Annotated in this window: 3 protein-coding genes; all 3 read right to left on the bottom strand. The window is 73.0% G+C overall.

Annotated elements, in window-relative coordinates:
* Positions 1-281: 281 nt before the first annotated feature.
* Genes AC1DXX_RS24490 through AC1DXX_RS24480 form a run of 3 tightly spaced genes read right to left on the bottom strand, consistent with a single transcriptional unit; the run spans position 282 to position 15,359 of the window.
* Positions 282-4,763 carry a type I polyketide synthase gene (locus AC1DXX_RS24490; RefSeq protein ID WP_478136813.1) on the bottom strand — a complete coding sequence of 1,494 codons (4,482 nt, stop codon included), beginning with the start codon at positions 4,761-4,763 and terminating at the stop codon, positions 282-284.
* Between the two features lie 20 nt (positions 4,764-4,783).
* Complete coding sequence (locus tag AC1DXX_RS24485) at positions 4,784-10,156, bottom strand: type I polyketide synthase (RefSeq protein WP_478136812.1); 5,373 nt, start codon at positions 10,154-10,156, stop codon at positions 4,784-4,786.
* 1 nt (position 10,157) lies between these two features.
* Entirely contained in the window at positions 10,158-15,359 is a 5,202-nt protein-coding gene (locus AC1DXX_RS24480) for a type I polyketide synthase (protein ID WP_478136811.1), read from the bottom strand.
* Positions 15,360-15,362: the final 3 nt, after the last annotated feature.

The following is a 15,362-nucleotide window of genomic DNA, read 5'->3' as shown; positions in this document are numbered from 1 at the left end:
CAGCTCCTCCTCGGACACGCGCAACCAATCGTCGTCGGACTGGCGCCATCGCGTCCGCAGCGGCAACGCGGCGGCGTCGGTCCGCCAGCACGGGTCGCCGGCCAGCCGCGCGTCCAGACGCGCGCGCAGCAGCGGGTGGGCCGCCTGTGCGGCCCTGGCCGCCGCGGCCAGGCGGCCAAGATCAGGTGGAGTGGAAAGATGGGCGCACACCACCACATTCATCGGCCGGAAACGCTCGAACGCGAGGAACAGTTGCTCCACCAGGCCAACGGCACGTGCGGTCATGCCGTGCCTCCACGCGAGGCTGCGGCGAGCATGGCCTCTGCCTCGTCGTCGGACAGCGCGTCGAGCTCGGCCATCCAGCGCGCCAACGCGCCCGCATCGACAGCATCCCCTGCGTCCACCGCCACTGCCGACCGATCGGTGGGCTCGAGGCTTCGGGCCCACAGCGCCTCCAGTTCCGATGCCATGGTCGCGATGCTGCCACCGGCCAGCGACGCGGTCAGTGGCAGCACCACGCCGAAGCCAAGGTCGATCTGTCGATGCAGCTCGATGGCCGAGAAGGAGTCCAGCCCTTGGCGCAGCAGCGGCGTCACCATGTCGAATGGCGTGGCCGGTCCGCCTTGCGCGCCATCCGCTGCCAGCACGCGAGCAGCCATCCCGGCGAGTGCCCGCTCGATGGCTGGGCGCCGCGCCGCGACGGGCAAGGCGGACAGTTCGGCACGCAGTGGGTGGGAGGTCTCCACGACGGCCGATGCGGCGCGGTGCACGTCGTCCGGGTGCGCGTCGTCACGGACCAGACCGCGGATCACAGGCGCTGGCGCCATGCCGCGGCGCAGGCCGCGGAAGCGGCGCCAATCCACCGCGAGCGGTACCGCCACCGCGGTATCCGCCAGCACCAGGGCGCGCTCCAGCGCCGCCATGCATTGCGCAGGACTCAGGGCCTCAAGACCGAGTTGCGTCCCACCGTGTTCCGCAACGCCATGCCCTTCGGCCATGCCGGGACCGGCGACCACCGGYCAGGCCATGGACAGCCCCGGTCGCCCCGCCGTGCGCCGCGCCTGCGCCAGGGCATCGAGCCCGGCGTTGGCCGCGGCATACACCGCCTGCCCGGGCGCTCCCAGCAGGCCGGCGAGAGACGAACACAACACGAACAGGTCCAGCGGGTCGTCAGCGGTCAGCGCGTCGAGCAACAACGCACCCTCCAGCTTGGGCGCCAGCACGGCGTGGATGCGCGCAGGCGTCTGCGCGGCAAGGATGCCATCGTCCAGCACGCCGGCCGCATGGATCACCCCGCGCAAGGGCGGCAGCCGGCGACGAAGATCACCCAGCGCGGCGGACAGGGCAGCGGCATCGCTGCAATCGGCGGCGAGCGTGGTGATCCGCGCGTCGCCATCGGCCTGAGCGGGGCGCCGCGACAGCAGCACCACCTGCCCGGCACCGCGCCCGACCAGCCAGCGCGCGAGCGCCTGGCCCAGCGCGCCACTGCCGCCCGTGACGAGGTAGGTGCCGTCGGTGCGCAGGCCGGGCGCGGTCGCGCCCGGCTCGCACACGATCAGTCGGCGGCGACTCAGCCCCCCTTCGTCCCAGCGGAACTCGTCGCTGCCGGGTTCCGCCAGGATGGCGGCAACAGCGCCCGCTGCGGCGCCCACGCCCAGCGTCAGGCGATGCCCGGCGCGCTCGGGATGCTCGGCCGCAAAACCGCGGTGCAGGCCCCACAGGGCTGCGCCCACCGGCGTTTCGCCGACCGTGACCAGATGCACCCGCCCCGACGTGCCGGTCAGCAGTTCGACCGCCCATGCAACACATTCGGTGGCCGATCCGGCGCCATCGGCGATCAGCACCAGCGGGCTCCCTGTCGCCGCTTTGGAGTTCGCGTCGACCGTCGCCAGCGCAGCGGCCAGCGCACGGGCTTGCGCGCTGTCGCCCAGCACGCGCACGCGCATGCCCACGGGCTGATGTCTGCCCACCGGGCTTTCGGCGGCGAGCCAGGTGGGGCGATAGAGCGGCACCGGCACAGGCGCCGCAGCAACAGGGCCGGCAGTGCCGCTGCCTGCATGCCAGAACCGCTGACGCTGCCAGGGATAGAGAGGCAGATCGGCGACACGGCCTTGCGGATACAGGCGGTCCCACCGAATGCCGTCATGCCCGCCCTGGTAGAGGCGGCCCAGCGCCGCCAGCGCGGCGGCACGATCGCTGGCACCCCGGCGCAGCGTCGGGACCGTCACGGCCGCCCGACCGAGCCCGGCTGCCGCCTGCGCGATGGCGGAGGACAACGCCGGATGGGGACCGATCTCGACGAACAGCGGCGCAGGGCCGTCCGCCGCCAGCACACGACCGACTGCACCGGCGAAATCCACCGGCTCCCRCAGGTTGCGCCCCCAGTAGGCAGCGTCAGGCGCAGCGGCCAACGGCGCACCGGTGACGGTAGAGATCATCTGCAACCGCGGCGCGGCGCTCTCCAGGTCCGCCAGTGCTTCGGCCAGTGCCGCAGCCGGCCCCGCCATGCGCGGACCGTGGAAGGCGATGGGCACCGCCAGACGCGCTGCGGGCACGCCGCGCGCCGTGAGGTCTGCGACCAGCCGCTCGACCTCGTCGCTGCCGCCGGACACCGCGACGGCGCTCGGCCCGTTGAAGGCCGCCATTGCCAGGTGCAGCCCGAGCCGGGCGATCTCGGCGTGGGCCGCTGTGGCGTCCAGCCCCAGCGCCGCCGTCGCCCCGGCCGGTGCGGCTGCGGCGAGCCGGGTGCGCACGGCCACCACGCGGGCGGCCGCATCCAGCCCGAGGGCACCGGCGGCGTGCGCCGCAGCCACCTCACCCAGGCTGTGGCCGATCACGATGTCCGGCATCACGCCCCAATGGCGGTACAGCGCGCCCAGCGCCACCTGCAGGACGAACAGCCCGGCGGCGGCCTGGACAGGATCGTCCACGGCCACCGGCGCGCCATCCGGCCGTTCCAGCAGCAGCGCCGCCACGCCGTGCCCGAAGGCACGGGCCACGGCGGCGTCCGCCTCCTCCAGGGCCGCACGAAAGATCGGCTCGCTCGCGGCCAGCCCGGCCGCGGCACCGTGCCACAAATTGCCTTGGCCGGAGAAGACATGCACCACCGGCCCGGGCGGGCCGGCCACCGGTTCGGCCTGCGGCTGGGCCTCCGCCAGCGCAGCCGCCAGACCGTCGGCACCGGTGCCCACCACCGCCAGGCGGAAGCGGTGATGGTCGCGCCGACAGGAAGCGGTGTAGGCAACCGCCGCCGCGGCGACGGCCGGCGACTCCATCGCCGACAGCTGGTTGCGCATGCGGTCGACCAGCGCGCGCAGCGCCGGCAGGCTGCGCGCCGACAGCGGCAGCAGCACCGGTCCGGATTCGGCCTGCACCTCCACCGCACGCACAGGCGCAGCGGCCAGCACCACATGGGCGTTGGTGCCCGACCAGCCGAAAGAGCTCACGCCGGCCAGTCGTTGAGACCCGGCCCACGGCGTGACCGCCGTCGGCACGCGAAAGCGGGAGCTGCCCAAGGGGATGTTCGGGTTCGGCGCCTGGAAGTGCAGGTTCGGCGGTATGGCGCCGTGTTGCATCGCCAGCACGGCCTTGATCAGTCCGGCGATGCCGGCGGCACCCTCCAGGTGGCCGAAATTGGTCTTGACTGCACCCAACCAGCAAGGACCTGCGTCCGGGCCGCCGAGCGCCTCGGCCAGCGCCTCGACCTCGATCGGGTCGCCCAGCGGGGTGCCGGTGCCGTGCGTCTCGACATAGCCGACCTCCGTCCCCTGCCGGCCAGCCATCGCCAGTGCCTTCGCGATCACCTCCTTCTGTGCAGAGGCACTGGGTGCGGTAAGGCCGAGGCTGGCGCCGTCCTGGTTGGCGGCCGACCCCAGGATGACCGCATGCACCGGGTCGCCGTCCTTCAGCGCATCCTCCAGCCGCTTCAGGACCACGACGCCGCAGCCCTCGCCGGAGATGACACCGTCCGCGCGTGCATCGAAGGCTTTGCATCGATGGTCGGCGGGCCAGTCGCCCATGCGCGCGGTCGCCGTTGGAAACAGCGGCAGCAGCCGCAGGTTCACGCCTCCGGCCAGCGCCATGCGCATCTCTCCGCTGCGAAGTCCCTGGCAGGCCAGGTGCACCGCCACCAGGGACGAAGAGCAGGCGGTGTCCAGGGCCATGGCGGGTCCGCGAAGATCCCACAGATAGGCCAGGCGCCCGGCGGCCACGTTGTGGGCGGTGCCGGTGGCGCTGTGCGGCGTGACGCTGGCCGGATCGCTGGCCTGGAGGAAGAAATAGTCGCTCGACTGGCTCTGGATGCCGACATAGACGCCGGTGTCGCTGCCGGCCAGCGAGGCCACAGGGATGCCGGCATGCTGCAGCGCCTCGTGCGCAACTTCCAGCAGCAGGCGCTGCTGCGGATCCATTGCCGTCGCCTCGCGCGGCGAGATACCGAAGAACTCGGGATCGAATCCGCCCACGTCCGGCAGGAAACCGCCGTAGACGCGGCGGCGCTCGGGCGCATCGACACCCAGGGCCCGGAAGAAGGCGGTCTGATCCCAGCGGTCGGCCGGCAACACGCCGATGCCGTCCACGCCGCCCTCCAGCATGGCCCAGTAGGTGTCCGGCGAGACGGCACCGCCAGGGAAGCGGCAACCCAGGCCGATCACCGCCACGGGCGGCGCAGACCGCGCTGCCGCTTGCTCTGCCTTGAGGCTGCGGATCTGCCGCAGCGCATCTGCCAGGAGCCTTTGGTAGTCGGGGCTTGGATCGGTTGCCATGGACAAGCGTGTTCCTTTTTCTATTTCTGTTCGAACTCTGCAGAGAGCAGGCGTGCCAGTTCTTCCGTCGACAGCGTGTCCAGACCGTCGAGGTCCGGATCCGCAGGCCCGTCGTCCTTGGGGTCGGCAGCGCTTTCACCTTCATCCAGCATGCCGGCCAGCAGGTCTGCGACCGCGCCCGGTGTGGGGTAGCGCCACAGCAAGGTCGCAGACAGCACCAGCGCGTAGTCGCGCTGCAGGCGGTTGCGCACCTCCAGCGCCATCAGCGAATCGAGGCCCAGCCCGCTGAGCGGCGTGCGTGCGCCGATGCCGGCCGTGTCGCGCCCGGTTGCCGCGCCGAGGTGGGCGATCACCGTGCGAACCAATGCGGCGTGGCGCTGCGGCCCGGCGGGCGGCAGGGCGTGCAGGGCCGCGTCTCGATCGATCTGCGCCGCGCCGGCAGCGGTCAGGAGTTCGGAGAACAAGGGGTCCTCGGCCACCTCGGGATGAACAGCATGCCAACGCGTCACGTCCAGCGGCAGCACCGTCACCGCAGCGCCCACATCGGCCGCTGCACTGGCCATCAGCCGCCGCAGCACGGCCGTCCCGCGCGCCGGACGGATACCGCCGATGCCCTGGGCCGCCAGCCGGGCGCCGCGCTCCGGGGATGCGGCGGCCAGGCCGACCTCGGTCCATGCGGACCAGCCGATGCTCAGCGCCGGCTGGCCGCGCGCCTGGCACCAGAGCGCGAGGGCATCGAGAAAGGCATTGGCCGCTGCGTAGTTGCCCTGCGCGGGGCCGCCGAACACGGCGGCAGTCGAGGACATGAACAGCAGGAAATCGAGCGAGCGGTCGGCCAATGCCTGGTGCAGCGCCCACGCGCCCGCCAGCTTGGGCTGCAGCACGGCCTCCAGCCGCTCCGGGCTCAGGTCCGCCAGCGACGCATCGTCGAGCACGCCGGCCGCGTGGATCACGCCACGCACATCCAGCGCATCGACCAATGCGGCCACGGCCACCGGATCGGACACATCGAGCGACACGCAACGGACGCGCACGCCGCGCGCCTGCAGCACGGCCACGCGCTGCAGGGCCGCGCCATCGGGTGGCCGGCGGCCGGCGAGGACCAGCGATCCGGCGCCCGCCGCCGCCAGCGCTTCCGCCAGCACCAGGCCAATGCCGCCGAGTCCGCCGGTGATCAGCACCACGCCAGGCGCAGGCCCGCCTGCCCATGGTGCCTGGTGCGCCACGGCCGCCGCCGCCGCACGCGCCAGGGGCACGAAGCGCGCCGCGAGCGCCTCGGCACCTGCGAGGCGCCATTGCCGCTCACGCCCCGCGCCCTGCAGCAGGGTGGCCAGCACGGCGGGATCGGGCGCACCCAGCAGTTCGACGAAAGCCGGTGCGTGCTCGGGAATTTCCTGCATGGCGCTGCGCAGCAGGCCGGCCATCGCGGCGTGCAACGGCCCCGCCGGAAACACCGACCACAGGCGCGGCACAGGGCCGGTGTGCGGGCCGGCCAGGGCCAGCGCACGGCACAGCCTGGCCAGGCTGCCCACACCGGCGCGCTGCGCCTGCAGCAACCCGGCCACCGACAAGCCTTGCAGGTCGGGACGGTGGTCCAGCGCCGACAGGTGGACGATGCCGGCAAGGCCGACCGGGTCCACGGCGTCCGTGTCTGCGGCCTGGACGACGGTGCAGCCCGTGCGTGCCAGGGCGGCAGCCAACGACGCGGCGGCTTCACCGCCGCCAATCAGCAGCCAGCGGCCGGATGGCAAGGCCGCCGGCGGCAGCGGCACCGGTCGCCAGTCCAGATGGAACAGCCAGCCCGCCAGCTCGGCATCGGCACCGCCGCCGGCATCGAGGGGCTGGAAGCGCACGCCGCGCAACTCGGCCAGCACAACGCCGGCGTCGTCGAGGACGGCGACATCACCGACCCGCCCCTCGTCCGTCGCACGGGCCTGGGCGTGCACCCAGGCCGCAGTACGCACGGGCCCTGTCAGCGCCGCGGCGTCCACTCCCACCGGCACATAGGGTGCCCCGCTGTCGGCAGCGTGCAGCACCGCCACCGCCAGGGCCTGCAAGGCGCCGTCGAGCAGCGCCGGATGGATGCGGTAGCCGCGCTCGGCAGCGGCCGCCGGCGGGACGGCCAGCCGCGCAAGCACCTCGGCCTCGCCGCGTCGGATGTCGGCAAGCACGCGGAACGACGGCCCCAGTTCAACCCCCGTGGCTGCCGCTGCGGCGTAGTAGGCCGGAGCGTCCACGCGCAGCGGGCAGCGCGCAGCGATGGCGGCCAGCGAGCGCACCGCGTGCGCCGGCGACGGCGCGGCGACCAGCGTGGCCTCGGCATGCAAGGTCCAGTCGCCCGCGCCCCTGGCATGGACGGTGAAACGGCGCCGGTCCGTTGCGGCATCGCGGACGGCCGTATGCAATGACACCGCCGTGCCGGCCGGCACCACCAGCAGGCGTTTCAGCGCCAGGCCCTCCACCCGCCCGGTGCCCTCGCCCAGCGCAGCCAGGGCCATCTCCAGATAGGCCGTGGCGGGCAGCACGGACACACCCCCCACGCGGTGGTCCGCCATCCAGCGCGGCGCATCGGCGCGCAGTTCTGCGCGGTACGCCGCGGCGATCTCCGGTTCGGGAAGGTCGATCGCGCCGCCGAGCAACGGATGCACGGGCGGTGCGACCGCCACGCCGCCCATCCCGCGGGATGCTGCCTCGGGCAGCCAGTAGCGGCCGCGTCGCCACGGATGCATGGGCAGCTCGGAGACGACCGGGTGGCGGCCCTGCAGGGCACGCCAGTCCGGCTCGATGCCCCAACAGGCCAGACGGCCCATGGCGGCGAGCAGGCGTTCCAGCTCCGGCTCATCCCGGCGCAGCGTCCCCGTGATGCGCACGGCGCCTTCCATCGAAGACAGCCCCTCCTCGAGCGCCGGAAGCAGCACCGGATGGGGGCTGATTTCCAGGAACACCGTGGGTGCGGACGCGGCCAGCCCGGCCACCACCGGCCACAGGCGCACCGGCTCGCGCAGGTTGGCGGCCCAGTAGCGTCCATCCAGCGCCGCACCGTCGATCGCCGCGCCGGTCACCGTGGAATGCATCGGCAGCACGCCGGTGCGGGGCGCGAGCTCGCTCAAGGCCTTCGCCAGCGGCGCCAGCAACGGGTCCATCTGCGCGGAATGAGAGGCGTAGTCCACCTTCACCTGGCGTGCAAAGACGCCTGCGGTATCGAGCCCGGCGAGGAGATCCGCCACGGCATCGGGGCGTCCCGCGACCAGCACCGTCCTGGGCCCGTTGAGCGCGGCGATCGACAACGCCTCGCCGTAGGGCGCGATCGTTGCGCGCGCGGCATGCGCCTCCATTTCGAGGACTGCCATCGCACCATCGCCGGCCATCGCCTGGACCAGGCGCGAGCGCGTGCAGACGACCCGCGCCGCGTCTTCCAGGGTCAGCGCGCCCGCCACGCAGGCCGCCGCGATCTCGCCCATCGAATGCCCCACCACGGCATCGACACGCACGCCCCAGTCCATGAACTGGCGGGCCAGCGCCACCTGGATCGCGAACAATGCGGGTTGCACGGCATCCACCGGCAGTGCGGCAAAACGGTCGGCTTCCAACGCCAGCAATGCCATCAGGCGCCAGGAGACGTGGGGCGCGAAAGCGGCCTCGCAAGCTTCCAGCGTCGCACGCACGCCCGGCAAGGCAGCGGCCAGCGCGCGCCCCATCCCCGCCCACTGGGAACCCTGGCCGGGGAAGAGCATGACCAGTCGCAGCCCTTCTTCCGCCTGCACGGCAAGCTCCGCGTGGCCCAACGCGGCCGTCAGCTCRCCGGCCGTGGCGCCGGTCACCGCGAGCCGCCAGGCATGGCGGCTGCGTCGTTGGGCCGCCGTGGCCGCCAGCGGGCGTGCATCGCGACCGGAAGGCTGCGAACGCAGCCAGTGCACCCAGGCCGCGGCCGTGTCGGCCAGCGCGCCGGCATCGTTGGCCGACAGCAGCAGCAGCGACGGCTCCGCCTGGGACGACGCGGGCGTGGGCCCCACGTTGCCCGCCTCCTCCAGCACGACGTGGGCGTTGGAGCCGCTGAAGCCGAACGCGCTCACCGCTGCAAAGCGCCGGCCTTCGAGGGGCCACGGCGTGGTCGCAGTCGGTACCACCAGCCGGCCACCCGCCCAGTCGATGTGCGGGTTGGGCGTATGGAAGTGCAGGTTGCCGGGCACTTGCGCATGCTGCAGACACAGCACCGCCTTGATCAGGCCGGCAATGCCTGCGGCGGATTCGAGGTGGCCGAGATGGGTCTTGACGGCGCCCAGGAGCAGGGGCCCCGCCTGCGCGTCCTGCCGGCCGTACGCACGGGCGAGTGCACCGGTCTCGATCGGGTCGCCCAGGGGCGTGCCCGTGCCATGGCATTCGACATAGCCGACGTCGGCCGGGGCCACGCCCGAGGTGTCGAGTGCGCGGCGGATCACCGCCTCCTGCGCCCGTCCGCTGGGCGCCGTCAGGCCGTTGCTGCGGCCGTCCTGATTGATCGCGCTGCCACGCACCAGGGCGAGCACCGGATCGCCGTCGGCCAGCGCACGCGACAGGGTCTTGAGCACCACCACACCGCAACCTTCGCCGCGCACATAGCCGTCGGCCGTCGCGTCGAAGGTCTTGCAGCGCCCGTCTGCCGCCATGGCGCCGAGCTTGGAAAAATAGATGGCGCCGTCGGGCGACAGGATCACGTTGACGCCGCCCGCAAGGGCCAGCTCGGACTCGCCACTGCGAAGGCTCTGGCATGCCAGGTGCACGGCCGTGAGCGACGCCGAGCACGCGGTGTCCACGGCCACCGCCGGCCCGTTCAGCCCGAGCAGGTAGGACAGCCGGCCCGCCGCGACGCTCGCGTTGTTGCCGGTGCCGAAGTAAGGGTCGATGCGCTCGCGGTCCTTGCGGGTCTCGCCGTACTCCAGCGTGGCGATGCCGAGAAACATGCCAGTGGCGCTGCCCGAGAGGCTGCGCGGCGGGATGCCGGCGCGCTCCAGCGCCTCCCAGGCCACCTCGAGCACCAGGCGCTGCTGGGGGTCGAGGCTGTCGGCCTCGCGCGGCGCGATGCCGAAGAAGGCGGGGTCAAAGCCGGCGATGTCGGGCAGGAAGGCTCCCCAGCGGCTGGTCGTCTTGCCCGGCGCTGCCGGGTCGGGGTCGTAGACGGCTTCCAGATCCCAGCGCTCGGCGGGCACCTCGGTGATCGCGTCGGTGCCGGCCTCCAGCATGCGCCAGAAGGCCTCCGGCGAGTCGGCACCACCCGGAAAGCGGCACGCCATCCCGACGATGGCGATCGGCTCCGCGTTCAGCAGCTCGATGCCGCCTGCGCGCTCGCGCAGGGTTCGCACGGTGAGTGCCAGCTTGCCTGAAGGCAGACCGGCGATCTTGTCCAGTACACCCATTTCAGCCTCTTCCCAGCACGCGCAGCGCATCGTCTTCGGACAGTTCGGCCAATGCGCCCAGCACATCGTCGATGTCGCCGGACGGCTGCGCCAGTGGCGGCGTCGGCACGGACGTCGGCATGGCGGGCGAGCCCGGGTCTGCGGCCGGCGCAAAGAGTTCGGCAGCGAGGAAGGCCGCGAGGTCCGCGATGGTCGGATGGTCGAACACCACCACCGCCGGCAAGGTGGCCGCCAGCGCCAGCCCGAGCGCCCCCCGCAGGTCGAGGGCCGCCAGACTGTCCATGCCCATTTCTCGCAACGGCCGGCGCGGATCGGGTGACTCGCCGGGCGGCAGGCCGAGCACGGCGGCCGCATGTCGGGTCACCAGCTCGAGGAGTTGCTGCTGTCGCTGCACCGGCCCCAGCGACGCGAGCACCGCGCGATGGTCGATCCTGGGCGCGGCCGCGGTCGGCAGCAGGTCCGAGAACAGCGCAGGCCGCCGGCCCGTGGCGGCCATGGACGGCCAGTCGATGTCGGCGATCACGGCGGTCGCCCTGGGCGTCGAACTTGCCAGCAATCGCTCCAGGGCAGCGAAGGCCGCCGACGCGTCCATGGCGCGCAGACCGCGGGCCCGATGGCGCTCCTGCAGGGCGTCGCCGCCACGCGCTGCCATCCCGACGTCGGCCCAGGGCCCCCATGACACGCTGAGCGCCGGCAGCCCCTGGCCGTGGCGCCACTGCGCCAAGCGGTCGAGGTAGCGGTTGGCCGCCGCATAGGCCGCCTGCCCCGCATTGCCCGTCAACCCGGCCAGCGAGCCGTACATCACGAACAAACCGAGCGGGCGATCGACGCTCAGGCGGTGCAGCGCCCAGGCGCCGCCCGCCTTGGTGCCGATCACGGCGGCGGCGCGGCCATTGTCCAGCCGGTCGATGGTCGCATCGTCGAGCACGCCGGCCGCATGCAGGATACCGTCCAGGGGCGGCAGGCCGGACAGGCCCAGGGCCATCGCATGTGCCAGCGCTGCTTCGTCGGCGACATCCGCCGCCTGATAGGCCACGCGGCAACCGAAGGCGGACAACGCCGCGAGCAGGGCCGCATCGGCCGCGCCGCGACGACCGATCAACAACAGGCCACCCGCACCCTTCTCGGCCAGCCAGTGTGCAGTCGCACGTCCCAGCCCGCCCTGCCCGCCCGTGATGAGGTAGCTGCGGTCCGGTCGCGGGAGAAATCCGGCGCGGCCGGGTTCGGCGGGCACGCGGCGCAGCCGCGCCACCTGCGCCACGCCGTCGCACCAGCGCAGCTGTTCGCCCACCAGGAACCTGTCGCCGTCACCCACGCCAACGCCGCCCGGCTGATCGGGCCGCTCCTGTCCGGCGGTCAGCGCCAGCCCTTCCAGCAAGGCATCGGTCGGGGCGTTCGGCCGCGACCGGCACCACACGGGGCCTCGGCCATCGCGCACCGCGTCGGCCGCAGCCAGGAAGGCGGCAGGATCGGGCGCCTCCGCTTCTCCCCTGCCCGTCAGCACGGTGCCGAAGGCTGCAGGGACGGCCGGTGTCGCCGGTGCCGCCTGCCAGGCGAGCTCGTAGAGGCCTGCCGCGGCCGTGCGGCCGCGCAAGGCCGCCTCGGAGAAGCGCTGGATGGTGAAGCCCTGCAACGCAAGCAGCGGTCGCCCCCCGGGGTGTTCGGCGATGACAACGTCCACGCTCAATGAATCGGCCTCGAGCCGGGCCGCGCCGGCCGGGCCGCCGGTCACCGAAACACTCACCCGGGCCGGCAGGTGCCCGGCCAGCATGAGACTCGTCAGGTGGACAGGCATCGAGGCACGCATCGGTGCCGTCGCTGCGCCGGCCCCGCCTGCGGCCCGCCAATCCGGGCCGCCGATCACCTGCAGGCACGCATCCAGCAGCAGCGGGTCCACCACCGAGCGTTCACGCGCGCCGACATCCACCGTGGCCAGCGCGCCGCGCTCGCCGACGCAGAAGGCGGACAGCACGCGATAGGAGGGACCGAGGCACAGGCCGACGCCCTCGAGAAAGCCGTGGAATGCCGCCGGATCCGACACCGTCCCGTCCGTTGGCGACAAGCCCGCCAACGGAATCCCGGCGGCCGCGGCCAGTGCACAGCGGCCATCGGCGTGCAGGGTCCATCCGCCGGCCTCGGCCGCACTGGCGACACGAAACGCGCCGTCCGGGAAGACCACCAGCTGGACACGGCGAAGCTCGTCATCCCCGAGCATGAGCGGGGCGCGGAACGTCACCTCGTCCAGCCGCATGGGCTGGCCCGCCGCCGTGCTCAGTGCCAGCGCGAGAAAGAAGGCAGCGGGCACGACGATGCGGCCGAAATAGCGGTGATCGGCGAGGAAAGGAAAGGTCTGCGCGCCCACCATGATCTCGTGGATCGCCTCCTGCCCGGCGGTGTCCACCCGGCGGCCGGGCAGGGTCTTCGTCAACGGCGCAGCGGCGACGCCGGTGCGCGGCGGGAAGTCGACCCAGCAGCGCTGGTGTTGCCAGGGGTAGGCCGGTAGATCCACCACCGGGCGGGGCGTCGGGAAGGCCGCCGCGAAACGCAGCGGCGTGCCCAGCGCATGCAGTTCGGCCAGCGCAGCGAGCAGCGTCGGATGCTCCGGCCGATCCCGGCGCAGCGTCGGCACGACGCGGGCACTGCCGGCCCCGATGCACGCCTGCACCGAGCGCGTGAGCACCGCATGCGGACCGATTTCGACGAAGAGTTCGATCCCGTCGGCCACCATGGCTGCCACCGCATCGGCGAACCGCACCGGTGCGACCATGCCGTCGGCCCAGTAGTTGGCGTCGAAGGCGGCCGCGCGGTCATGCCGCCGTCCGGTCAGCGTGGAATAGAGCCGCACGGGGCCGCCGTCGCCCGGCGCCAGCCCCTCCAGCGCGGCACGCAGCGCCGGCTGCAGCGGCGCCAATGCGCGGCTGTGAAAGGCATAGCGCACCGGCAGCCGATGGCCGTTCACGCCCTCGCTCGCGAGCACGGCGAGCGCCGTCTCCAGCGCCACCGACGGACCGGCCAGCACGCAGGCGTCCGGCGCGTTGACCGCCGCCAGGTCGACCTCGGGCCACGCCACGCCCGTGCGGCCGGCGAGCTGTGCGGGCGATGCCGCAACCATGGCCATGGCGCCACCGTCGTGGGCCGCCTGCATCACGCGACCACGCGCCACCGCCACGCTCATCGCCTGAGGCAGATCGAGCAGGCCTGCGCTGTGCGCCGCCGCGATCTCGCCGACGCTGTGGCCCGCAACCGCCTCCGGCGCCACGCCCCAATGGGCGAGCAGGCGGGCCAGCGCAATCTGGAGGGCGGCCAGGACCGGCTGCGCCACGGCCGTCTCGTCGAGGCGACGGCCGTCCTCCAGCATGGCGGTCACGGTCCAGCCGGTGAGCGCAGCGACCAGCACGTCGGCCTCCGCCAGTGCGGCGCGGAACACCGGCTCCGTCGCCATCAGGCCCCGTCCCATGCCAGCCCACTGGCTGCCCTGCCCGGAAAAGACAAAGGCGGTACGTCGGCGCCGGGCCGGCTCGGGCGCGGCCTCGCGGTCCTCGTCCGCCAGCGCGGCGCGCAATGCGGCCGCCGCGGCGCCCGCCGTGTCGGCCACCACGGCCAGCCGGTGCTCGTGATGGGTGCGCCGCACGCCAGCGGTGGCGGCGATGTCGGCAAAAGACAGCGGCTGCGGCGTTTCCAACCAGTCGGCCATCCCCGCCAGGGCAGCGCGCAGCGCCCCGCTGCTGCGCGCGGACACCGGCAGCAGGAACGCCCCCGCGGGCGCGCTGGAGGCGGACGGCGCGGCCGGCGCCTCGCGAATCAGCGCATGGGCGTTGGTGCCCGACCAGCCGAAAGAACTCACGGCCGCAATCCGCGGCGCCGCACCCGCCGGCCATGGCACCGGCTCGCGCACCACGGCCAGCCGTGTCCCCTGCAACTCGATGTTGGGGCTGAGCGCACCCAGGCGCCGATAGGGGGCGATCAGCCCATGGCGCAGGCATGCCACCACCTTGATCACTCCCGCCAGTCCGGATGCGGCGCCCGCATGGCCGATATTGGCCTTCACCGCCCCCAGGTGGCATGGCATGGCCGGATCGCCCGCCCCATGCGCCCCATAGGTTTCGGCCAGCGCCTCGATCTCGATGGGGTCCCCCAGCGGCGTACCGGTGCCATGTGTCTCCACATAGCCCACGGCGCCCGCATCGAGGCCGGCACGCGCCAGCGCAGCGCGAATGACCGCCACCTGCGCCGCCTGATTGGGCGCGGTCAGGCCGTTGCTGCGGCCATCCTGGTTGACCGCGATGCCGGCCAGCACCGCCAGCACCGGGTCGCCGTCGCGACGGGCGGCATCGAGCGGCTTGAGCACCAGCGCGCCGCAGCCCTCGCTGATCACCACGCCATCGGCACGCGCATCGAAGGTCTTGCAGCGGCCGTCCGCCGCCATCATGCCCATCTTGGACGAGGGCACCATCGACGCGGGCGTCAGCAGCACATTGACACCACCGACCAGGGCCATGGTGCACTCCCCGCGCTCCAGGCTCTGCGCGGCCAGGTGCAGCGCGACCAGCGAGGACGAGCAGGCCGTGTCCACCACCATCGCCGGACCGTGCAGGTCCCAGAGATAGGACAGGCGACCGGCCACGGCGTTCAGTGCGACACCGGTTCCCGAGAAGGCGTGCAGCGCTTCCAGGCGGTCGAAGCTGCGCGCCGAATATTCGTGGTTGTAGGCGCCGATGAAAACGCCGGTGCGGCTGCCGGCGAGCGATTCACGGGTCTGCCCGGCCGACTCCATCGCCTCCCAGCCGACTTCCAGCATCAGCCGCTGCTGCGGGTCCATCCACGCCGCCTCGCGCGCGCCCAGTCCGAAGAATGGCGCATCGAAGCCGGCGACGTCGGAGAGGAAGCCGCCCCAGCGGGTCGTCATCTTGCCCGGCGCATCGGGGTCGGGGTCGTAGTGATCGCGCCAGTTCCAGCGATCGGCCGGAATCTCCGTGATCGCGTCGCCATCGCTGGCCAGCATTTCCCAGAAACGCGCGGGCGAATCCGCACCGCCTGCATACCGGCAGCCCATTCCCACGATGGCCAGCGGCATCGCCGTTGCCGAGGTGGCCGGCTCTGCAGCGGGGCGGGCTTCCGCCTGCGCCAGCCGCCGCTGCAGGTCGCGCACCAGCAGCGCCAACTTTTGCGGCGACAGCCGGGCCAGGCGCTCTTCCAGTTCCATACC

This window comes from Variovorax sp. P4_B10 (assembly GCF_056402375.1).
This window is presented reverse-complemented; position numbering and strand designations above follow the sequence as displayed.